The following is a 20,690-nucleotide window of genomic DNA, read 5'->3' on the forward strand; positions in this document are numbered from 1 at the left end:
ACGAATGGACTTCTTTTCACAATTTATTCTTAAAGTTTATTGTAAGCGACCGCAAGTTCGGCTCCGACTTTTGCATTATGCTTGACCAGTTCGATATTCGCGACCAAACTCTTGCCTTCCGTCAATTCCTTGACTTTCCCTAATAGGAAAGGCGTGACTTCTTTTCCGGAAATGCCATTTTCATTCGCTTCAGTCATGGCTTGAGTGATGATGCCATTGATGAATGAGTCTTCCAGTGCATGTTCAGCTGGAATCGGGTTGGCGATTACCGCTCCGCCTGTAATGCCCAGATCCCATTTTGCTTTCAGCACTTCAGCCAGTTCAGCAGCATCATCACTGCGGAATGTCAGATCAAAGCCGCTTGAGCGTGTGTAGAATGCCGGCATATCGTCTGTTTGATAGCCGATGACTGGAACCCCTTTTGTTTCCAGGTATTCCAACGTCAAGCCGATATCCAAAATGGATTTTGCGCCTGCACAAACAACAGCCACTCCTGTGTTCGAAAGTTCTTCCAAGTCAGCTGAGATGTCCATGGTCGTCTCAGCGCCCCTGTGCACCCCGCCTATGCCGCCTGTTGCGAAAACACGGATGCCTGCAAGTTCTGCACAAATCATCGTTGCAGCGACAGTTGTAGCACCGATTTTTTTCGTGGCGATCAATTGGCCGATATCTCTTCTTGATACTTTTGAAACGCCTGGGCTATTGCCAAGCACTTCCAGTTCTTCATCAGACAAACCGATTTTGATTTTGCCGTCCATAATGGCGATTGTTGCAGGAACTGCACCATTATCACGGATAATCTGTTCTACCACGCGTGCCGTTTCCACGTTCTGGGGATAAGGCATACCGTGTGAAATGATCGTCGATTCGAGTGCCACGATCGGCTTTTTGTCCTCCATTGCTTGTTGTACTTCAGTTGAATAAGAAATCATTGATGTCATTGTAATTCCTCCAGTTCTTTTTGTAGTTGTACTGCTGTCAATTCTCGTCTTACAGTCGCATTGCTTTGAAGAGTTTTTGCCGCATTCACCATTCCTGAATGGATAACGGATTCAAATTCCTTCCCATTCATTACACTGTGGACAATGGCGCTGGAAAATGCATCTCCTGCACCGGTCACATCAATGACCTGGTCGACTTGCATCGCCTGGTAATGTGTGATGCCGTCTGCATTTCCGGCTACGGCTCCTTCTTTTCCACCGGTGATGACAACTGCTTCCGCACCTTGACTCAGCAGCTGTTCAACAGCCTGATGCCAATCCTCTATGGAATTGATGGGCATCTGCAAATGCCTGCTTGCTTCATCGCGGTTAAGAATCAGCCAGCTGATGCCGGCCAAATCTGTTCCGAGCCTGTCCATTTTTGGAGCTGAAACCGGAATGACTGCCAGTGGAATGTTATTGATGATGGCCAACTGACGAACATATTCCACCGTTTCCACTGGACAATTCAAATCGATCACCAGAAAGGCAGATGATAATAAAACACTGTCATTTTTAGCAATATAGCTTGGCGTCAGAGAGTCATAAATTTTCATATCCGCCATTGCCAGCAGCATTTCGCCGTCCGGTTCCAAAATCGCTGTATAGGTTCCAGTTGACAATCCGTCGACTGCTTTTGTCATTTCAGTCGACATGAATTGGCTGGAAGCGGTTTCGATTAAGTTCCATTCCGGATCATTTCCCACAATCGACAATAGCTTGACTGAATGGCCGAGGCGCCCCAAATTTTCCGCGACGTTTCTGGCTACTCCACCGACGCTGCCGGAAACGGAAGCCGGATTGGATGTTCCCATCTGCGCGGGACGTTCCATCAGGAATTTTCTGTCGACATTTGCCCCGCCGATGCAAATGACCGTCTGTTCTTCGGGCAGTACGTAAGCGCGGCCTAAGATTTTCCCTTGACGCATGAGATTGGAAATGAAATTGGCCAGTGATGGCCTGGACATGTTTAGGCGTTCTGCCATTTCCTGTTGAGATAGATACGGGTTGCGCCGGATCAATTCAAGCACTTCCACTTCTTTCTGATTCATAATCACACCTCCACTCAAACATTTGTTTAAATCATAAACTTTTATAACAGAAAATGCAAGCAAAATATATTTCGTATATCGTTATAAATCATTGCAGGCAGTTACAGAAAATTGCTACTATAGAAAGAGATGAAAGGAGAGATTTATTTGACATCTTTTAATGAAAAATTATCCCGCTATGCTGAACTGGCGGTAAAAGTAGGAGTAAATATTCAACCCGGACAGCCGCTTTATATCGCCGCTTCCATTGATGCAGCACCTTTGGTCCGTTCAATTACCCAAAAGGCCTATGAAACCGGAGCGAAACAAGTTTTTGTAGACTGGAACGACGATACGATCTCTCGCCTGCGCTTTGAATTAGCGCCGGAAGATTCGTTCTCTGATTTCCCAGCATGGAAAGTACAGGAACGCGAGCAATTGGCAGAGCAAGGCGCTGCTTTCATCAGCGTGGTGTCTCAAAGCCCTGACCTATTGACTGGCATTGACTCGAAGCGCATTGCTGCTTCACAAAAAGCAACTGGACAGGCTTTGAGCAAATACCGCCAATATGTTCAATCTGATAAAATCAGCTGGACCGTTATCGCAGCCCCTTCTGAAAAATGGGCAGCTAAAGTGTTTCCAGATGTACCGGCTGACCAACAAATCGACAAACTTTGGGATGCTATTTTCAAAGCTGTACGTGCTGATCTTGATCAACCGATTGAGGCTTGGACAGAACACGATCGCTTGCTGCACACCAAAGTCGATTATCTGAACGGCAAAAAATATGCAAAACTTCACTATACGTCACCTAAAACTGACTTGGAAGTTGCTCTTCCAGAAGGCCATCTATGGTGTGGAGCCGGCTCAATCAACGAAAAAGGCGATTCTTTCATGGCGAATATGCCAACCGAAGAAGTCTTTACTGTACCGCATAAAACAGGCGTAAATGGCTATGTTTCCAGTACAAAGCCCCTAAGCTATGGCGGCAATATTATTGATGACTTTAAAGTAACATTCGAAAATGGAAAAATCGTTGATGTAACAGCTGCACATGGCGAAGATGTCCTGAAGCAATTGGTTGCTACTGATGAAGGTTCTCATTTCCTTGGTGAAGTTGCATTAGTTCCACATCAATCGCCAATTTCCGATTCAAATATTTTATTCTACAACACGTTGTTCGACGAAAATGCCTCCAACCATTTTGCTATCGGCAGCGCTTATGCTTTCTGTATCGAAGGCGGCAAAACCATGTCTCAGGAAGAACTATTGAAAAACGGCCTAAACCAAAGTATTACCCATGTCGATTTCATGATAGGCTCGTCCGAAATGGACATTGATGGCATCCTGGAAGATGGCAGCCGCGAACCGATTTTCCGCGGTGGCAACTGGGCTTTCTAAGTCTCGATAATTCGACACTTATTTTTTAGACCAGAATCATGTATACTTAATATTGATAATTACAGTTTAGAGAGGAGTTATCATTATGTTTTATGACATTACTGTCGTACTCGGCTTCATGGCCGTAATTTTCATGTTTTTCTTTACACTTCTCCATTTCCTTGGAAAAGAGCTTCACACGCACGATGCAGAGCACGTAGACCCAACGCCTGAAAAAAAATACTGAGCGATAAAAACCGGCTTCTTCTCTGAAGCCGGTTTTTATGTTCCTCACACTAAAAGCACTGCCAAATGTGTGTATTTTATCTAATTCCCAGGCTCTTTAGGTCCCTTCTGCTCTTCCACTCCACAGCTCGTAATGGTAAAATCCGAACTAGTTAGCGTCTTTATTCATAGGAGGAATTCACGTATGTTTTCTGCAATAGATATTGGTATCGATTTAGGAACTGCAAATATACTCGTTTACACAAAAACAAAAGGCATTATCATCAATGAACCTTCTGTTGTCGCCTTGGATGCAAAAACTCGTGCGGTGCTGGCGATCGGCACTGAAGCGAAAGCTATGCTTGGCAAAGCACCTGATTCCATCCTGGTGATCCGCCCACTGAAAGACGGCGTCATCGCCGACTCTGATGCCACTCTTGATCTGCTGAAAGCGGTCATGCAAAGAGCGGCCAAACAACTTGGAAGTGCTTATCGCAAACCCAATGTGATGGTCTGTACCCCTTCCGGTGCCACTAAAGTTGAGCGCCGTGCTATCCACGACGCAGTGAAACAGAGCGGCGCCAAAACCGTTCACTTAATTGAAGAAACTGTAGCTGCTGCAATAGGCGCGGAACTTCCAATCAGCGAACCGGTAGCGAGTGTTATTGTAGATATTGGCGGCGGTACTACAGAAGTGGGAATCATTTCATTTGGCGGGGTGGTTTCTTCCAACACCGTTAAAGTTGCGGGCGACCGCATGGATGAAGATATTATCCAGTATGTCCGCAAACAGTACAACGTATTGATCGGTGAACGCACTGCTGAAAATATAAAAATGGAAATCGGTTATGCTCCTGTTTCCCATGAAACAGAGAACATGGAAATCCGCGGCCGTGACATCATGACCGGCTTGCCGAAAACCATTACACTCAGCTCTCTTGAAACACAAGAAGCGCTGAAAGAATCTTTATCCGCCATTTTGGAATGCATCCGCGCAACACTGGAGAATTGTCCAGCTGAACTGTCGGGTGACATGGTTGACCAAGGCGTTGTCATTTCAGGCGGTGGTGCTTTATTGAAAGGCATGCAGGAATGGCTTTCAAAAGAAATCTCAGTGCCCGTCCATATCGCACCACAACCACTGGAATCAGTCGCCATCGGAACAGGACTGTCGCTGAACATGATTAAGCAGTTAGAGAAAATGTCGCGTTAATATAGAAAAGCGGAAGCAGCCGTTTTGCCACGACAAGCGCTGAAAGCCTTACCGGTAATGGCGGTCTTTGCCATTGCTGGTAAGGCTGAAGCGACTCGAGGGGCTGGCTGCTGGAGCTGGACACTAAGAAAAGCGAAAGCGCCCGTGCAGGTTTGAAGGGCATAAGACGAGCTGGCGAAGCGGCGTCCTTTGCCGCACAGCCGGATTGGCTTATGTCCCTAGAACCTGGGCGCTGGAGCTGGATATAGAAAAACGGAAAACACTCCGAAGCACGCGGAACTGCTTTCCGTTTTTTCATTCTTGAATCCTCGTGAAAAACACTGTTCTAATTTACCTACGTACAGTTTTATAAAAGGCAAGGTCTTATTAAATCCGAAGCGTTGCGCAATGACTTTTTTCCTTATTTCTTTCGAAACGGCAAATTCGATTCGTATTTTTCAGAAATTTGGATTAAACTTAAAAAGTAGTAGTCGACAAGGAGGAAGTATAATGGCTTTATTAGATGAAATTTTGGAGTACAACGAAGAGTTTGTGAAAGAAAAGCGTTACGAAGAGTACATGACCACCAAGTTTCCTGACAAGAAAGTCGTTATTTTGACATGCATGGACACGCGTCTTTTTGAAATGCTGCCAAAAGCGATGAATTTTAAAAACGGTGACGTCAAAATCGTCAAAAGTGCCGGTGCTGTCATCAATCACCCATTCGGCGGCATTATGCGCAGTTTGCTGGTAGCCGTATATGAATTGAATGCAGACGAAATCTACATTATTGGACATCACGATTGCGGCATGTCTAATATTAAACCACATGAAATGCTCGAGAAGATTAAAAAACGGGGCGTGGACCAAAAGACCATCGATATGATGGAGTATTCCGGAGTTGATTTGGAAGGCTGGCTCCGCGGCTTCGATAATGTTGAAGAAAGTGTCACCCACAGTGTCAACATGGTTCGCCACCATCCGTTGTTGGATCCGAATGTTCCGGTCCACGGTTTGGTGATCGATCCGACGACTGGAAAACTGGATGTCGTCATCAATGGAAACGAAAACCGCTGAGAATTTCTCAGCGGTTTTGTTTTTGGAAATAAATATAATCGAGCGGAATTCCTTCTTTGCCGAATTGACGGAGGAAAGATGTGATTTGCCCTCGATGGTAACTGGCATGATTAACAACCGTAAAGAGCATATCTTCGCGTGAAGTAGCCAGATTGTCGCCACGCATGTTCTGATAATAGAGTGTCTCCTGCCACTGCTCTTCGGATAATGAAGCGAAAAACAATTCCATTTCTGCATGGAGCAGCATAAACGCTTCTATCGCTTTGTCAGTCGTCTCCACATCATAATGTTCAAATACCGGCTTTTCTACACCATTCATCCGCATCAGCCATAGTTTTTCCACCCCAATGACATGGGCAACCGTCGCCTGAATCGAAGAAAATGAATTCGCTCCTTCTTTTTGATAAAGCTCTTCGCCAAACCCTTGAACGTGCTCCAAACAGGCCTGTGTCGCCCATTTATGATAAGAGAATAATTTATCTTTATTCATCTTCTGCACACCTTCCTCCGCTTTTATTCACGTTTCAAACCAGCGTTGCATCTCTTTCCACCATTTTTTATAGGTGGCCTTGCCCTTTCAAAACTCGTCTTCAATCATGGCATAGTAATAATGGTCTTTCCATTCGCCATTGATGTAAAGGAACTCCTTCAGCAAGCCTTCCTGACGAAACCCGGTTTTCTCCAATACACGGATAGAACCGATATTCTCAGGAGATACATATGCTTCGATCCGGTGAAGGCGAAGCTGTTCAAAGCCGAAAGCAGTCATCAACTTTACCGCTTCTGTGGCAATGCCTTTGCCGATATAAGCTTCATCGATTGAATAGCCGACCAAAGCGCTTAGAAAAGGCATTCGCTTTACGCTGTATACAGAAATATGGCCGATCAACTTATTCGTCTCATGCTCAAAAATTCCCACACTGTACTCCCGGTTTTCCCTTGCCTGATAAATCGACTCGCGGATTTTTTCCCGCTGAACAGCTGCAGAAAAATAGCTGTCCCGGTGGCGCGGTTCGTAGATAGACCAGTAATCCCGGTTTCGGAGCAGCAATTGCACCATTTCTTCTGCGTCTTCAATCGCCAAGCTGCGCAAATAACAGGTCTTCCCCTCGAAAAGCAAATTCATATCAAACCTCAGCAGATGTCAGCGAAATAAATTCCTCGGCATCCTGGACACATAAAGCGATTCCTTTTTCCCAGAACGCCTGTTGTGTAATATCTTCGCCCAGATGCTTCATTGCCAAGTCTTCGGCTGACATCACTGCTGTATCACGAAGCAAAGCCATATACTTTTCTTCAAAGCCGGTTCCTTCCTCAATTGCTTTCGCATAAACGCTTAACGAGAAAAGATAGCCGAAGGTATATGGGAAATTATAGAATGGCACATAAGTGATATAGAAATGCAGCTTGGATGCCCAGAAATGAGGATGGGTTGACGCCAATCCGCCTGCAAATCCTTCCTTCTGTGCCTGTTCCATCAATTCGTTCAACCGAGAAGCGGGAACGACGCCATTTTTGCGTTCTTCATAGAAACGGGTTTCAAACAGGAAACGCGAATGGATATTCATAAAGAAAGCGACACTGCGCTGTACTTTATCTTCCAGCAACGCAATTTTCTCTTCTTTGGACTGCGCATTTTTTACTGCCGCATCCGCAACGATCATTTCAGCGAATGTGGATGCTGTTTCTGCAACATTCATCGCATAAGAGCGGTTCAATGAATGCACAGGGCGCAGTGCATAGGTATGGAATGCGTGTCCAAGTTCATGTGCCAGAGTTGCCACATTGGACATCGATCCGCTATAAGTCATGAAGATACGGGATTCTTCACTTAATGGCAGCCCCGTACAAAATCCGCCAGGGCGTTTGTTCGGACGGTCTTCCGCTTCGATCCAGCCCTTTTCAAATGCCTGCTGTGCAAACTGCTCCAATTCCGGTCCGAATTTCCCGAATTGCTTAAGGATGAATTCTGCACCTTCCTGATAGGAAAACTGCTGTGTGCTTTCCGTTACCGGTGCATCTACGTCGTACCAGTCCAGTCCGTCTTTTCCAAGTAATTTTCCTTTCTGGTTTAAATACGCCACAAAAGGTTGCTTGTTCTTGCTGATTGCCCCCCACATGGCGTCCAATGTTTCTTCTTTCATGCGATTGATATGTAACGGTTCCTGGAGCGGATTATCCCAACCGCGCTTTTTATACGTTTCTAAACGGAAGCCAGCGATGGAGTTTAATGTTTTCGCAAAGAATTCTTCTTTATCTGTCCAAGCTTCCTCTAATTTTTCATAAGATTCTTTACGGACTCCAGCATCTTTATGGGAACTTAGATTATTGGCTTGCCCAACCGATAAGGTTTTTGGTTCGCCGTCGACTGTAACAGTAACGTTGATCTCTCCGACCAACATATCGTACAACTGGCTCCAGCCATGATAGCCATCTACACTCAATGCCGTAATCAGGCTTTCTTCTTTTTCAGACAGCAACATCTTTGCTTCTTCACGCCATTCATTCAAAACGAAAGTGAAGTCGCGCAAAGGTTCTTCATTCAACAATTCTGCCCAAACGCTTTCTTCTGTCTTCGCCAAATCCTGCTGAATTTTTTGGAAGGAATTTTGGAAGCGAGCTGATAAAGAAGAAGATTCACTATCCAGAATCGCCGCTTTTTTATCCTGTGTATTTTGGGCCATCAAACAGCCGATAAATGCACCGGATTGGCTTAGGTGCTTCATCATTAAGCTCATCTGTTCCAGCAGATCAGCTACCTTTTGTGCATCTTCTTTTGCAGAAGGAACTTCGAACTGTTGGGCCGATTCTTCGAACCCAGAAAGCTTTGTGGCCGCGTCATCCATATGCTGACGCAATTCCTGTGATTCGCTGCCTCCTGGAAATAATGTATCCAAATCCCATACTTCCGGATAATTGACTGTCATAATTTTTCCCCCTGGTAAACTAAATTTTCTAAAAACACTTATTAGTATAACATTTTTTATTCCGGAACCGGAACAATATTCCACTCCCTCCCATAAACTCTTCACCTTATCGCCATTTTTAGGGAATCTTTTGGAAATGGTTAATTGTTGATTGAAACGGCTACAGGTATACTGAAAAGAAGGAGGGATTTCGCATGATTCGTATTTTGCTTATGACAATCGCTTTTCTCGCCGTGATTGTCACAAATGCTCTAGCAAACATTTTGCCGCTGAATGGCCAAACAACCGGCGAAATTTCAAACCGGATTCTGGTCCTGTTTACGCCAGCCGGTTATGTATTTTCAATTTGGTCTATTATCTATCTATTGCTGGCGATTTGGATCATCGCTTTCTGGGTGAATTTAAGAAAGGGACAAACCCCTTCATCTAAAATTGTCTTGTTCTTTGTTTTGAGTTGTGTCTTTAACATCAGCTGGCTGCTGCTTTGGCATTATGAATTTTTCATCTGGTCCATCGCCGCGATGCTCGGCTATTTGGTGGCATTGATCGCCCTTTACCTGCAATACAGCAACTCGGAAAGAAAGTTCACAGAACGGCTGCCGATTTCAGTTAACATGGGATGGATCAGTGTGGCAACCATCGCCAACATCAGCTTTGTGTTGACCTACCACAATTGGGGCGGCTGGGGGCTCAGTGACCAGCTGTGGACCGTCATCATGTTGACTGTTGCAACTGCGCTGGCACTGCATATCCGTTTCCATCATTTCGATATTCCCTTTGCACTGGTCTTTATCTGGGCGTTTATTGGAATCGCCGTTAAACACGGTACAGGTGAAATGCTGGTGACAACTGCTGCCTTGTTCTTGAGTGGCGTTATATTAACCGGTGTTCTATTAATTAAAAAAAGAACTGCCGAGGCAGTTCACTGATTCGGTAGACAAACTCCGTTTTACGAGTTTGTCTACCGTTTTTTATTGGCTTGAAAACGGCAAAGGAATCCGGATAAAACCCCGAATCCCTTTTTCGATTTATGCGCCAGTTATTTTTCCAGTTTAGTCAAAAGAATCGGTTCGCCTTTTGTCACAAGCACAGTATGCTCGATTTGCGCAACCAATGACTGGTCCGGTGTGATGAATGTCCAGCCGTCTCCTGATTCCACGATATGTTCAGCTTTCTGTGAGATAAACGGTTCTACTGCAAGTACCATGCCTTCTTTCAGGATGGTCGTTTCCCATGCATCATAATAGTTCAAAATGTGCTGAGGAGCTTCATGCAGTGATTTCCCGATGCCATGGCCAGTCAGGTTTTTAATGACAAACAAGCCTTGTTCTTTTGCTTCACGTTCCACTGCCTTGCCGATTTGGTTGAGTTTAGCGCCGGCTTTGACTTTTGTCATCGCACGGTCGAACGCAGATGCGGCTGCTTCACATATTTTTTCTTTATCCGGATGCCCTTCGCCTACAACAAAGGAAATTCCCGTATCAGAGAAATATCCTTCATATGAACCAGAAACATCGATATTTACGATGTCACCATCCTGGATAACGCGATTGCCTGGAATGCCGTGCGCCACTTCTTCATTAACGCTGATGCATGTATATCCTGGGAAATCATATTCTGATTTCGGACCGGAAACTCCGCCCAGCTCCTCGAATAATTTACCGCCCAAGTCGTCAATTTCCTTGGTAGTGACTCCAGCTTTGGTTGCTGCTTTCATCGCCTCGCGAATTTCAGCCACCATTTGGCCGGCTTTTTTCAGCATTTCAATTTCTTTATCAGTAGTTGCTATCATCAATGACCCTTCTTTCAAGCTTTTCTATTCAAGAATTATACCACAAAATTAAACTGGAGGCTTCTTGGCGGATTTGAAAAAACTAGCAAGCAAGCTCGAACTCCTAAACAGAAAAGGGCTTTCCGGAATGAATTCCCGGAAAGCCCTTTGCTTGTGTTAATTCGTATTAGCGGCATCCACTAATCTGGGTGCAGCGGCAAAAAGTGCGGCACAGACAAAAGCGGCAAGCAAGAATACAGGTATCATGTAGGTAGCATTATAGATCGCTGAATAGATGACCACATTGCCTTCAGCAAACATACCGAAAAACAGGATTCCTGTGATGACGTGAACCAAATAACGCAACACCGATGCAATCAACACCCCTGCGACAATAGCGGCCAACATCTTGCCGGTTTGCTTGGCATGCGCATGCTGCAGATACTTGGTGCGCATGACACCAGCCAGTCCTACGACACCGTAAGCCAGAAGATAATCCAATAAAACCTGCATGACAACAAATCCGAATGATAAAGGCGCGACAGAAATAAAGCCCGAAACAATCTGCAGCAACCCCACCAATATTCCCGTCAGTACACCGGCAGCGACCCCTCGCCTAAATGCAATTAAAATAATCGGGATCATCACCAGACTGACCGAACCTCCCTGCGGCATCCGGAAAGAAACAAAATCCAATACAAATCCAAGAGCTGCAAAAATGGCAATCTCCATCATCAACAATACTTTTTTATTTCTCATGACTTCCTCCTTAATGTGTTGTGCACATCACCAGAAGGGCCGTGAATAAAACCATATTAAAAACGGCGTCAGGACAGAGCCTGGCGCCGTTGTAAGAGCCGGTTTCCATCCACATCCCTGCGCAAGTGTTAACTTACAGGTTCAAAGGGTAAGAACAGATTGTTCACTCTCAGCTAAAGCTCCCCTTGTGGTGTATACAAATATTTATTCAGTCACCTGTATTGTACACAAGGCCTCTTTCTAATGCAAGACTGTTTTAAGTAGCTCTGACAGGGTAAAGTGATGGTAGTGAAAAAATCCGAAAGGTGGTGGAGGCAGCCGGGATTCTGGGTTGCCGAATGAATGATTGAATTATTGAAGGAATTGATTAAAATTCAAAGTGATACAAAAGAAGCAGCAAATGAAGCTCTCCTTTTTTGTGCCGACTGGCTGAAACAAAAAGGAGAAATGGTTACTGTCCACGACAATAAAGGCTACTTGATGCTCACTGCTGAGAAAGGACAAGGCAATGAGACCATTGTTTGGAATGGCCATGTCGATGTAGTTCCTGGCCATAAAGAACAGTTTGTGCCAGTCGAAGAACAAGACCGCATTTACGGACGCGGCGCAGCTGATATGAAAGCGGGTGTTGCAGCAATGATGCAAGCCTTTATTGAACTGGAGCCTAGCGGTTTGAACCGAAAAGTTCAATTACATATTGTCACCGACGAAGAGATCGGTGGCCGCAATACATCTAAGTGGTTGGTCGAGCAAGGCTTCCATGGTGATTTTGTTATTTGCGGAGAACCGACAGGCTTAAAAGTCGGATTGCAGTCGAAAGGGATTTTACGAATGGATATGGTTTTCAAAGGCAAGCCTGCACACGGCAGCCGCCCTTGGGAAGGCATCAATGCCATCGAATCCGCTATGAAATTCCATATGGCTGCAACAGAGCTGCCATTCCGGAAAGAATCTACTGAGTATTATGAGCAGCCATCGGTGAACCTGCCGATCATTAAAGCAGGAGACCGTTATAACGTGGTGCCTGAAACGTGCGAAATGTCTTATGACATCCGTTTTATGCCTGGACAGGATAAAGAGGAAATCGTTCGGCAATTAGCAGAATTAGCTGAAACCTTGAACATCGACATGGATTATAAAGCTTCAGGTTCAACACCTGCGCTGACAACAACAAAAGAAAACCCATTTATCCAGACTCTGCAAAAAGCGATTCTCGAAACGACTGATAAAGAAGCCGTATTATTCGGCCAGCACGGTGCAGCCGATACACGGTATTATGCAGCCGTCACCGGCGGCGAAGGTGCCATTGAATTTGGACCAAGTGGAGATGACTGGCATGGCAACGCCGAGTATGTCTTGATTTCCAGCGTCCATGAATACAAAGACATTTTGTTGGCACATGCGCAATCAGCGTAAAAATGTTTGCACACTGCCTGATTCGGGAAAATACTAATTACTAACCCTATGATTGGAGAGATTTATATGGCAATTGGACGACTAGTGAAATCCGCGATAAAATATGGCCCCATCGCTTATCCGATTATCCGTAAAATATTAAATAAAAGAAAACAAGGAAAAGCTGGGCAACCAGCTTCTACACAGCAACCTCCGACGCGTGGAAAAAAACGCTAAATTAAAAAGTTCCGGCATGAAACTCATGCCGGAACTTTTTTATGCGACAAAGGCTTTTGCTTTTCTAGAGATAAGGCAAAGCTTCCCGCAAAGCCAGGTAACCGGTCGGACTGCCAGCAGATGGCCGTAGGGCTGTCTCTTCAGCCTCACTTTCCTCTTCTTCTTGCCCTCCATCACCTTCCTGCTCTTGCGCTTCCATAATCTGTTCGAATGTCAATGGATTCGGTGGCGGCAATTCAAAATCTTCAACCGTCCACGTTTTCTGATATTCACCGAAAAATGCATTGGCCATTGCTTGATAGCCAGCCGCATTCGGATGGACGTCAGCTGCATTCGGAACTTTGTCTACAGCATCATCACCGAACGATTGGTCTACGGAAACAAATGTAGCTCCTGCTTTTTCAGCGGAACGTTCCAGAATTTCATTCAGCCGGTCAAGTTGTTTGGCCGTTCCGGATTTTTGGCTGTCGCGGACATGCGGATAAGCGAAATAATAGCCCATCACATAAACATCCGCATTCGGAGAGAGCTCAGTCAGCTCAGCCAAAATCAACTCCATATTCTTTCTTGCTTCATTGAGTGCAAAATCCGCCTGGATCTGCTGGAAAGTCAACGACCCCTGCGCCGGATCCCCTTGAACCAAACGCAGCAAGTCATTTGCTCCAGCTGAAACAGTAATGAGGTTGGCCGACGCCAACATTTCCTTCGCTTCATCCGATTGGATGCTGTCTAATACGTCAGCTGTTGTAAATCCCGGAAATGCCAAATTTTTCGAGTAAAAACCCACAGGTTGATTGCGTGACAATTCCTGTGCAATCATATCGGTGTACCCAGCATCTATCTCGCGTTCAGGTGTTTGCCCTGCCGCCAGCGAATCACCGATAGCGATGTAAGCTGCAGGAACCTTGAGTTCGGCCTGTGCCGAAGCAGTTCCACTGAAAAGCAGAAAGCCGGCCATTGCCGCAATCCAATACTTTTTCATCTCATTCACCTCTTAGAATGCCCAGTTTCCGTTCCGGAAGATAGGCTCTTTTGAACCATCGGCAGTGATGCCGTCAATATCCATGCTGTTGCTGCCAATCATGAAATCTTCATGGACGATTGATGTGTTCAAACCGATGGCTGCCAATTGATTACGTTCCAAGTCACGTGCCCCTTCGTAGCAAGTCGGATAAGAGTCGCCGATTGCCAAATGGTTCGAAGCATTTTCATCAAACAGGGTATTATAGAACAGAATATTGGAGTCGGAAATTGGCGAATGATGCGGCACCAACGCCACTTCCCCCAAGTAAGCCGCACCTTCATCTGCAGCAATCATTTCATCCAGAAGTTCCTGCCCTGTCTCCGCTTTGGCTTCCACAATTCTGCCTTTTTCAAAAGTCAGCGTAAACCCGTCAATGACATTGCCTTGATATACCAGCGGCTTTGTATTGCGGACTTTGCCGTCGACTCCATGTTTTAACGGCACCGTATAAACTTCTTCTGTCGGCATATTGGCGATAAACGGATTGCCTTGAGGCGTTTTTGAAGCGCCGGACATCCAAATATGTTTGTCGGGAAGTTCAATGGTCAATTCTGTGCCAGGTGCAGTGTACTGCAACTTCACATAGCGTTTATCGTTTAATTGAGCAGCGCGCTGTTCCAGCAAAGCGATATGGTTTTTCCAAGCTTCGACCGCATCACCTTCGCCGATACGCACTGTTTTGAAGATGGCTTGCCATAAGGCGTCCATCTGTTTTTCAGCCGGCAAATCCGGAAAGACTTTTTGTGCCCATTTCGGTGAAGGAATAGCGACGATCGACCAAGCCACTTTATCTGTACCGACCGCTTGGCGATAACGCTCCAATGCTTTGCCGGCAGATTTTTGTGAATCAGCCAGGCGCTTGGTCGGAATGCCCGTCAGCAAATCCGGATCTTCAGCGTCAATCCACAGGAAGGCCCCGCCTGTATTGATCACTTCATCGCGTTGAACGACAGACCATTCCGGATATTCCTGAAATGCCTCATCTGGCGCCAATTCGAAATGCGTCCGTGTCAAAACAGGATCTTCATAATTGACTTGGACCCGCTTGGTCCCTGCCTCATATGCTTTCTTGACAACCAGGCGTGTGAATTCAAGCGTGTCAGTCGTCGTATTGATTACGATTAATTGTCCTTTTTGGACATTCAATCCTACATAAACCGTCAAATCAGCATATTGCTCAAGCTTCTCTTGAAAATTCATCGTTTATTCCCCTTTGCAGCAATGGTTTTGCTGGAACCTTCAATCAGTTTCCCGCCATGAATCACTTTTTGGACAGGCTTGGAAGGCAATTCCTTCGTGAATTTCTTGTAATGGCGTTCATCGGAATAAGCCAGCAAAGTCAATACTTCGCCACCTGCTCCCGCTCTTCCGGTTCTGCCTGAACGATGCAGGTATTGCTCAACTGTTTGCGGTACATCGACATGGATGACATGCGTTACTTTATCGATATCCAAACCGCGCGCTGCTACTTCTGTCGCAATCAATACAGCAACTTCACCTTTGCGGAAAGCATCCAAGGCTTTTTTGCGTTCATCTTTTTTCATTTCAGAATGCAAGGTCACGATTTTCGCATCGCGGAATTTCAGTTTATTTTCCTTCATCAGCAATTGGTCCAGGTTATTGACGAATGCCAAGCCTTTCATGCCGGGAATATGCGACAGGCTGCGTAGCATTTCTGTCTTGTCACGCTCATCCACTTTGATGAATGAATGCGTCACTTTTCCAAGCATCGGCAAATCTTCAGCCGTTACCTGCAGACGTGTAGGGTGCTGCATCAACCGTTCCGCCACCAATTCTATTTCTTCGGTGATTGTAGCGGATACCAGCACCAATTGGCGCTCATGCTGAGTTTTTTCAATCAGGTCTTTCATGATGCCCCGGTGTTCGCGTGCCATCAATTGATCGCCTTCATCCAGTACCAATATCCGGATTTCATGCATTTTCAGTTTTTTGGTTTTCACCAATTCATTTAAACGTCCAGGCGTCCCTACGACAATCGTCGGTTTTTTCTTCAACTTCTCTAATTGTCGCTGCATATTTGCCCCGCCAATCAATTGTGTAACGGTGACATCCGTCCCTTCTGTCCACTCACGCAATACGTTGACGATCTGCATGGATAACTCCTGCGACGGAGCGACGATCATTGCCTGGATTGCCTGCTTTTCGGGATTGACACGTTCCAGTATCGGCAATACGTAAGCCAATGTTTTACCCGATCCTGTTGGCGATTCAGCAACGATATCATTGCCCGCCAACATTTCCGGAATCATCTGTTCCTGGATCGGCATAGCTGTTTTAAATCCAGCTTTTCCCCATTTTTCTTGCCACATCGGGCTTAATTCATTTACAAAAGTCATCTGCGATTCCACCTTCTTTTCAATGCTTTTAGTGTACCATATTTGTTGTTTTGACGCCTTTTTCACGCAAAAAAAACCAGCCCTCCCAAGGACTGGTTCAATCGATTATTCAGTTACTTCTTTTTGTCGGTAGACGATCTCTTTTTCCGCTTCAGTGACCGGACGTACCGGCTTCTTAATGAAGAAAGACAACAGCAATGCCACTAACGCGATAAAAGTGGAAACGAAAAACGAGAAATTGATGCCATCCAGCATAGCTAAGTTCATGATGCTTTCAGGAGCTGTTCCAGCCGCCGCCAACTCTTTTGCTGTCGACTCCGTGCGTGTGTTCATCACGGTAATAAGGAAAGCTGAACCGACCGCACCCGCAACTTGCTGCAAGGTATTATTGATGGCCGTTCCATGCGGATAAGCTTTCATCGGCAATGTATTCAATCCATTGGTCATGACCGGCATCATGACCATAGAAATACCGAGCATGCGCAACGTGTAGATCATCATGATGCTAAAGTAGCTGGAATCCAGGCTCAATTGGCTGAACATGAACGTCGTCAGCACAACAATCGCCAAGCCGGGAATGGCCAACACTTTTGCGCCGAACCGGTCAAACAACCGGCCGGTGACTGGAGACATGAAGCCCATAACCAGTGCACCTGGCAGCATCAGCAAGCCTGAGTCGATCGGCGAAATTCCTTTGATGGTCTGAATGTAAATTGGCATGAGAATCATCGCTGAAAACATGGACATGGAAATGGCCACTGAAATCGCTGATGACAATGCGAACATTGGGTATTTATAAATCCGGATTTCCAGTAGAGGCTTATCCAGTTTCAATTGACGGAAACCGAAAATAACGAGTGAAATAACACCAACAGCAATGGTCACCATAACAACTGGATCGGTCCACCCCATCGTACCCGCAGAACTAAATCCGTACAATACCCCGCCAAACCCTAGACTGGAAAGAGCCAACGACGCTTTATCAAGCGATATTTCTCTGTCTTGGAATGTCAGGTTTTTCAATTTGAAGATCCCTAATGCCAACGGAATCAATGCCACTGGCAAGACGATCCAGAAAAGCACACGCCATGAGTAATGTTCGACAATAAATCCGGAAAGGGTCGGCCCGATTGCAGGGGCAACGACCATAACAAGTCCGAATACACCCATTGCCGATCCACGTTTTTCAACTGGAAATGCCGCAAGCATGACGTTCATCAATAAAGGCATCATTAAAGCAGATCCGGCCGCTTGAATCATGCGCCCTGCCAGCAATACGCTGAATACGGGCGCCACTGCGGCCAATAGCGTTCCGAGTGCAAACAAGGACATCGCTACGATAAAAATTGAGCGGTTGGAATACCGCTGGATCAAATAGGCACTGGCTGGAATCAGAATTCCGTTGACCAGCATATAACCTGTAACTAGCCACTGCGCTGTCGATGCATCAATCCCCAGATCGAGCATAATTTCAGGCAATGCTATATTCAATAAAGTTTGGTTAAAAATTGCAACGAACGCTCCCGTAAAGAGAATGGCTATAATGCCATAAGGCGTTTTTTTCTGTTCTTTCATCTTTGTGTTTCCTCCGTAAATGGTACTCTTTATTTTTTTCTCTTTCTCCATTGCATTATTCTATACCGCCTGTATATTTTTTTCAAGCATTTTATCCGATAAAGTTAAAAACGTTGATATATAAGAGTTTTAAAGTTATTATAACATTAGACTATCGGTATAAAGGTGAGGTATATGAATCCTAAAAAACAGCAAATCCTAAATGCGGCGTATGATCTTTTCATCAATAAAGGCTATAATTCTTCTTCTATTCAGGATATCCTGGATGAAGCGACTGTATCGAAAGGAACTTTTTACAATTACTTTGGATCCAAAGCAGAGTGCCTAATGGCCATCATGGATTCTATCGGCAGTGAAATCAGGCAACGGCGAATGGCGGCTGCTGTCGGCAAGCAATCCAATGATCCGGAAGTATTGGCGGAGCAATTATTTATCCGCATCAAACTCAACCTTGAAAAAAATCTCTTTTCTCTCTATGAAAGCATCTTCTATTCACAGGAACCGGAATTGAAATCCTTTTCTATTAAACAGTACTCTTTGGAAATGGAATGGATCTCATCCCGAATCATTGATGTTTTCGGCAAAGAAGCGGCTCCCTATGCACTGGAAAATGCGGCATTTGTACACGGCTATGTCCAGCAGCTGATCCATATCTGGCGTCTTGTATCCAAAGATGCTCTGCCGGCAGACAAGCTTTCTTCTTTTGTCATCCGGAGGCTGCAGGCGACCATCGCACTCCAAATAGCGGCTAAAGATACATTTATCGGCAACTTGAAATTGCCGCTTGCTAAATCTGCCGACAACATCGAATTAGAGGAACTGTCTCCAATGTTGGCAACATACGCCGAGAAATTGAAAAAACAGAAGAACACGCAACAGCTCGTGCAATTTTTGGCAACTGAGCTGGCTACGGAAACTCCAAGAAAAGCACTGATCGAAAGTGTCCTTACCACATTGGCTAATGATGACCGGACTGAAGCTGAATTGTCGATTATGATTGAACAGGTGTGGAAACATTTAGATGAAATTGCATAAAAAAGCAGCGCCTGTTAAGGACGCTGCTTTTTTCTATGGTTTTCGCCGTCCTTTGACGGCTTGTTCAAATGCATATGCGTATTCAATCAGTGTCGGTTCGGTGAATGCTTGGCCAGCGAACGTAATACCAAAAGGCTCACCCGATGGACTAAAGCCAAAAGGCACTGTAATTGATGGGAAGCCTGCAGCCGCACCTATGTTGCAGCCAAAATCCTGCGGCAATACCAACGCATCCACACCGATATTCTCCAGGACATTCTTCATTCCACGCTCTGCCGCCAAAAAGCGGTTGCGTTCCAATGCTTCGACGTATTCTCTTTCCGTTAGCATGCCGCTCATCCCATTAGCCTGCTCCAGCAAATTCTGTCCAAACTTCAGCATTTTCTCTGCATGCTCATTATTGAAAGCGATGACATCATCCAAGGAACGAATTCGTTGGTCCGGATTGGACTTCGCCAAATACGCATTCAAGTTCGCCTTGAATTCATGCAGCAACACCGCAAATCCAAGGTCTTCCTGCTCGACGCCCAGATCAACTTCGTCTACGATTTCCGCCCCGCATTCACGAAGCGCATCCAACGCCTGTTCAAAAAGCTCAGCCTGTTCGTCATTGATTTCTTTAAACAGCCCTCTCGCTACTCCCAATGCAACACCTTGAAGCCCGTCTTTCTTCATATGGCTGCGCCAGTCATAATCCTCAAACTGAGCCGCAAATGCTGTAATCTTGTCATCCGGATCGACGCCAATGATCACTTCCAAAAGCGCTACAGCATCTGCTACAGTCCGCCCTAAAGGACCTGGAACATCCTGTGTATGAGACAACGGGATGACGCCGCTGCGGCTCACCAACCCGACGGTGGGCTTGATTCCGACCAAACTGTTTTGTGCAGCGGGATTAATGATCGATCCCGACGTTTCTGTTCCGATTGCGCCCGCCGCCAAATTCGAAGCGACAGCTGCGGCGGACCCTGAACTTGAACCGCCCACGTCAAATTCACCATATGGATTTTTCACTTGTCCGCCTCTCGAGCTATAGCCATTGGTCATTTTATCGGACATAAAATTCGCCCATTCCGTCATATTGGTTTTGCCGAGAATCACGGCACCCGCCTGGCACAATTTTTTCACCACTTTGGCATCTTTTAGAGCATAATGATCCTTCAATGCTAAAGACCCTGCACTGGTATGCATCTTATCACAGGTGTCCATATTGTCTTTCACCAAGACCGGAATGCCGTGCAGAGCGGAACGCGGACCGGTTTGCCGGCGCTCAAAGTCAAGCGCTTGCGCAGTCAGCAAAGCATCCGGATTCATCTCCAGTACAGCGTCTGTATTTTTGTCTCGTAACGAAATATTTTCTTTATACATGAGAACAAGTTCTTCGGAAGTGAGCTCCCCTTTGTCCATCGCCTCCTGCATTTCCTCGATTGTCATTTCATCAAGCCGTTCCTGGCGGTAGCTTTCCAATTCTTTATTGTGCATGGATTCTTCCTCCCATTTATATAAGGCATTGAAAAAAGCCGGAATCAGCCGGCTTGGTCAGTCTCTGTATAGGTTTTCATTAATTCATAGAGTGAGGTTTCATACAGCTGGCGTCCGTTGATCTTGAACACGTTCTTTTCGACCAGTCCCTGAATGATGGTTTCACGTTTATCCGTGAATTTTGACTCGGGTATCTGCACCATTTTCATCGTTCTCTCCTTCTTGATGTATTCTCTTGTCTTT

At 45.6% G+C, this 20,690-nt stretch carries 20 protein-coding genes and 1 riboswitch; of the genes, 7 read left to right on the forward strand and 13 right to left on the reverse strand.

Features of this window, described 5'->3' with window-relative positions; genetic code table 11:
- Positions 1 to 29 precede the first annotated feature (29 nt).
- The gene (locus QMA01_RS16525) at positions 30 to 941 is read right to left on the reverse strand and encodes a pseudouridine-5'-phosphate glycosidase (protein WP_191716788.1); all 912 of its coding nucleotides are present in this window, start codon (positions 939 to 941) and stop codon (positions 30 to 32) included.
- The gene (locus tag QMA01_RS16530; RefSeq protein ID WP_290215502.1) at positions 938 to 2,032 is read right to left on the reverse strand and encodes a carbohydrate kinase; all 1,095 of its coding nucleotides are present in this window, start codon (positions 2,030 to 2,032) and stop codon (positions 938 to 940) included. The genes QMA01_RS16525 and QMA01_RS16530 overlap by 4 nt, the downstream gene beginning before the upstream one ends.
- A 147-nt stretch (positions 2,033 to 2,179) precedes the next feature.
- On the opposite strand from QMA01_RS16530, the gene QMA01_RS16535 reads away from it, so the two are divergent.
- The 4 genes from QMA01_RS16535 (at position 2,180) to QMA01_RS16550 (ending at position 5,885) form a co-directional block, all read left to right on the forward strand.
- Positions 2,180 to 3,412: an aminopeptidase gene (locus QMA01_RS16535; RefSeq protein ID WP_290215503.1), complete on the forward strand. Its 1,233-nt coding sequence runs from the start codon at positions 2,180 to 2,182 to the stop codon at positions 3,410 to 3,412.
- Positions 3,413 to 3,497: 85 nt separating this feature from the next.
- Complete coding sequence (locus tag QMA01_RS16540; protein WP_191716791.1) at positions 3,498 to 3,638, forward strand: hypothetical protein; 141 nt, start codon at positions 3,498 to 3,500, stop codon at positions 3,636 to 3,638.
- Positions 3,639 to 3,821: 183 nt separating this feature from the next.
- Positions 3,822 to 4,829, forward strand: a complete 1,008-nt coding sequence (gene mreBH / locus QMA01_RS16545; RefSeq protein WP_290215504.1) for a rod-share determining protein MreBH — start codon at positions 3,822 to 3,824, stop codon at positions 4,827 to 4,829.
- Positions 4,830 to 5,318: 489 nt separating this feature from the next.
- Positions 5,319 to 5,885 (forward strand): beta-class carbonic anhydrase, encoded by a 567-nt coding sequence (locus tag QMA01_RS16550; protein WP_191716793.1) that lies wholly within the window; start codon positions 5,319 to 5,321, stop codon positions 5,883 to 5,885.
- A gap of 7 nt (positions 5,886 to 5,892) precedes the next feature.
- Here the strand turns inward: QMA01_RS16550 and QMA01_RS16555 are convergent, their stop codons facing one another.
- The 3 genes from QMA01_RS16555 to QMA01_RS16565 all read right to left on the reverse strand — a co-directional run bounded on the left by QMA01_RS16555 (position 5,893) and on the right by QMA01_RS16565 (position 8,812).
- Entirely contained in the window at positions 5,893 to 6,375 is a 483-nt protein-coding gene (locus QMA01_RS16555; RefSeq protein WP_290215505.1) for a DinB family protein, read from the reverse strand.
- 87 nt (positions 6,376 to 6,462) lie between these two features.
- Positions 6,463 to 7,011: a GNAT family N-acetyltransferase gene (locus QMA01_RS16560; protein ID WP_290215506.1), complete on the reverse strand. Its 549-nt coding sequence runs from the start codon at positions 7,009 to 7,011 to the stop codon at positions 6,463 to 6,465.
- A 1-nt stretch (position 7,012) separates the two neighbouring features.
- Positions 7,013 to 8,812, reverse strand: coding sequence for a M3 family oligoendopeptidase (locus QMA01_RS16565; RefSeq protein WP_290215507.1), 1,800 nt, complete (start codon positions 8,810 to 8,812; stop codon positions 7,013 to 7,015).
- A 194-nt stretch (positions 8,813 to 9,006) separates the two neighbouring features.
- On the opposite strand from QMA01_RS16565, the gene QMA01_RS16570 reads away from it, so the two are divergent.
- Entirely contained in the window at positions 9,007 to 9,741 is a 735-nt protein-coding gene (locus QMA01_RS16570) for a tryptophan-rich sensory protein (RefSeq protein ID WP_290215508.1), read from the forward strand.
- A gap of 110 nt (positions 9,742 to 9,851) precedes the next feature.
- On the opposite strand, the gene map is transcribed toward QMA01_RS16570, so the two are convergent.
- A complete protein-coding gene (map, locus tag QMA01_RS16575; protein WP_290215509.1) occupies positions 9,852 to 10,604 on the reverse strand; it encodes a type I methionyl aminopeptidase in 753 nt (250 codons plus the stop codon).
- 156 nt (positions 10,605 to 10,760) lie between these two features.
- Entirely contained in the window at positions 10,761 to 11,342 is a 582-nt protein-coding gene (gene thiT, locus QMA01_RS16580; RefSeq protein ID WP_290215510.1) for an energy-coupled thiamine transporter ThiT, read from the reverse strand.
- 97 nt (positions 11,343 to 11,439) lie between these two features.
- Positions 11,440 to 11,538, reverse strand: a riboswitch (TPP riboswitch).
- A gap of 146 nt (positions 11,539 to 11,684) precedes the next feature.
- Here thiT and QMA01_RS16585 point away from each other — a divergent pair.
- The gene (locus QMA01_RS16585) at positions 11,685 to 12,758 is read left to right on the forward strand and encodes a M20 family metallopeptidase (protein ID WP_191716800.1); all 1,074 of its coding nucleotides are present in this window, start codon (positions 11,685 to 11,687) and stop codon (positions 12,756 to 12,758) included.
- 280 nt (positions 12,759 to 13,038) lie between these two features.
- Here QMA01_RS16585 and QMA01_RS16590 read toward each other — a convergent pair whose 3' ends face one another.
- The 4 genes from QMA01_RS16590 to QMA01_RS16605 all read right to left on the reverse strand — a co-directional run bounded on the left by QMA01_RS16590 (position 13,039) and on the right by QMA01_RS16605 (position 17,930).
- On the reverse strand, positions 13,039 to 13,956 hold the full coding sequence (locus QMA01_RS16590; protein ID WP_290215511.1) for an SGNH/GDSL hydrolase family protein: 918 nt from the start codon (positions 13,954 to 13,956) through the stop codon (positions 13,039 to 13,041).
- Between the two features lie 12 nt (positions 13,957 to 13,968).
- Positions 13,969 to 15,198, reverse strand: a complete 1,230-nt coding sequence (locus tag QMA01_RS16595) for an aminopeptidase (RefSeq protein ID WP_290215512.1) — start codon at positions 15,196 to 15,198, stop codon at positions 13,969 to 13,971.
- Positions 15,195 to 16,355, reverse strand: coding sequence for a DEAD/DEAH box helicase (locus tag QMA01_RS16600; RefSeq protein WP_290215513.1), 1,161 nt, complete (start codon positions 16,353 to 16,355; stop codon positions 15,195 to 15,197). Before QMA01_RS16600 ends, QMA01_RS16595 begins: the two co-directional genes overlap by 4 nt.
- A gap of 105 nt (positions 16,356 to 16,460) precedes the next feature.
- On the reverse strand, positions 16,461 to 17,930 hold the full coding sequence (locus QMA01_RS16605) for an MDR family MFS transporter (RefSeq protein ID WP_290215514.1): 1,470 nt from the start codon (positions 17,928 to 17,930) through the stop codon (positions 16,461 to 16,463).
- 174 nt (positions 17,931 to 18,104) lie between these two features.
- Between QMA01_RS16605 and QMA01_RS16610 the strand changes: the two genes are divergently transcribed.
- A complete protein-coding gene (locus QMA01_RS16610; protein ID WP_290215515.1) occupies positions 18,105 to 18,965 on the forward strand; it encodes a TetR/AcrR family transcriptional regulator in 861 nt (286 codons plus the stop codon).
- A 33-nt stretch (positions 18,966 to 18,998) separates the two neighbouring features.
- Here QMA01_RS16610 and QMA01_RS16615 read toward each other — a convergent pair whose 3' ends face one another.
- The gene (locus QMA01_RS16615; RefSeq protein ID WP_290215516.1) at positions 18,999 to 20,447 is read right to left on the reverse strand and encodes an amidase family protein; all 1,449 of its coding nucleotides are present in this window, start codon (positions 20,445 to 20,447) and stop codon (positions 18,999 to 19,001) included.
- Between the two features lie 44 nt (positions 20,448 to 20,491).
- Positions 20,492 to 20,656, reverse strand: coding sequence for a Fur-regulated basic protein FbpA (locus tag QMA01_RS16620; protein WP_191716808.1), 165 nt, complete (start codon positions 20,654 to 20,656; stop codon positions 20,492 to 20,494).
- Positions 20,657 to 20,690: the final 34 nt, after the last annotated feature.

Source organism: Planococcus notacanthi, from assembly GCF_030407825.1.
In the GTDB taxonomy this organism is placed as follows: domain Bacteria; phylum Bacillota; class Bacilli; order Bacillales_A; family Planococcaceae; genus Planococcus; species Planococcus notacanthi.

Bases quoted from the DNA above. Each gene is read 5' to 3' on its own strand.
- QMA01_RS16525 (WP_191716788.1), bottom strand. From the start codon at position 941: ATGACATCAATGATTTCTTATTCAACTGAAGTACAACAAGCAATGGAG.
- QMA01_RS16530 (WP_290215502.1), bottom strand. From the start codon at position 2,032: ATGAATCAGAAAGAAGTGGAAGTGCTTGAATTGATCCGGCGCAACCCG.
- QMA01_RS16540 (WP_191716791.1), top strand. From the start codon at position 3,498: ATGTTTTATGACATTACTGTCGTACTCGGCTTCATGGCCGTAATTTTC.
- mreBH (WP_290215504.1), top strand. From the start codon at position 3,822: ATGTTTTCTGCAATAGATATTGGTATCGATTTAGGAACTGCAAATATA.
- QMA01_RS16550 (WP_191716793.1), top strand. From the start codon at position 5,319: ATGGCTTTATTAGATGAAATTTTGGAGTACAACGAAGAGTTTGTGAAA.
- QMA01_RS16555 (WP_290215505.1), bottom strand. From the start codon at position 6,375: ATGAATAAAGATAAATTATTCTCTTATCATAAATGGGCGACACAGGCC.
- QMA01_RS16560 (WP_290215506.1), bottom strand. From the start codon at position 7,011: ATGAATTTGCTTTTCGAGGGGAAGACCTGTTATTTGCGCAGCTTGGCG.
- QMA01_RS16565 (WP_290215507.1), bottom strand. From the start codon at position 8,812: ATGACAGTCAATTATCCGGAAGTATGGGATTTGGATACATTATTTCCA.
- QMA01_RS16570 (WP_290215508.1), top strand. From the start codon at position 9,007: ATGATTCGTATTTTGCTTATGACAATCGCTTTTCTCGCCGTGATTGTC.
- map (WP_290215509.1), bottom strand. From the start codon at position 10,604: ATGATAGCAACTACTGATAAAGAAATTGAAATGCTGAAAAAAGCCGGC.
- thiT (WP_290215510.1), bottom strand. From the start codon at position 11,342: ATGAGAAATAAAAAAGTATTGTTGATGATGGAGATTGCCATTTTTGCA.
- QMA01_RS16585 (WP_191716800.1), top strand. From the start codon at position 11,685: ATGATTGAATTATTGAAGGAATTGATTAAAATTCAAAGTGATACAAAA.
- QMA01_RS16590 (WP_290215511.1), bottom strand. From the start codon at position 13,956: ATGAAAAAGTATTGGATTGCGGCAATGGCCGGCTTTCTGCTTTTCAGT.
- QMA01_RS16595 (WP_290215512.1), bottom strand. From the start codon at position 15,198: ATGAATTTTCAAGAGAAGCTTGAGCAATATGCTGATTTGACGGTTTAT.
- QMA01_RS16600 (WP_290215513.1), bottom strand. From the start codon at position 16,355: ATGACTTTTGTAAATGAATTAAGCCCGATGTGGCAAGAAAAATGGGGA.
- QMA01_RS16605 (WP_290215514.1), bottom strand. From the start codon at position 17,930: ATGAAAGAACAGAAAAAAACGCCTTATGGCATTATAGCCATTCTCTTT.
- QMA01_RS16610 (WP_290215515.1), top strand. From the start codon at position 18,105: ATGAATCCTAAAAAACAGCAAATCCTAAATGCGGCGTATGATCTTTTC.
- QMA01_RS16615 (WP_290215516.1), bottom strand. From the start codon at position 20,447: ATGCACAATAAAGAATTGGAAAGCTACCGCCAGGAACGGCTTGATGAA.
- QMA01_RS16620 (WP_191716808.1), bottom strand. From the start codon at position 20,656: ATGAAAATGGTGCAGATACCCGAGTCAAAATTCACGGATAAACGTGAA.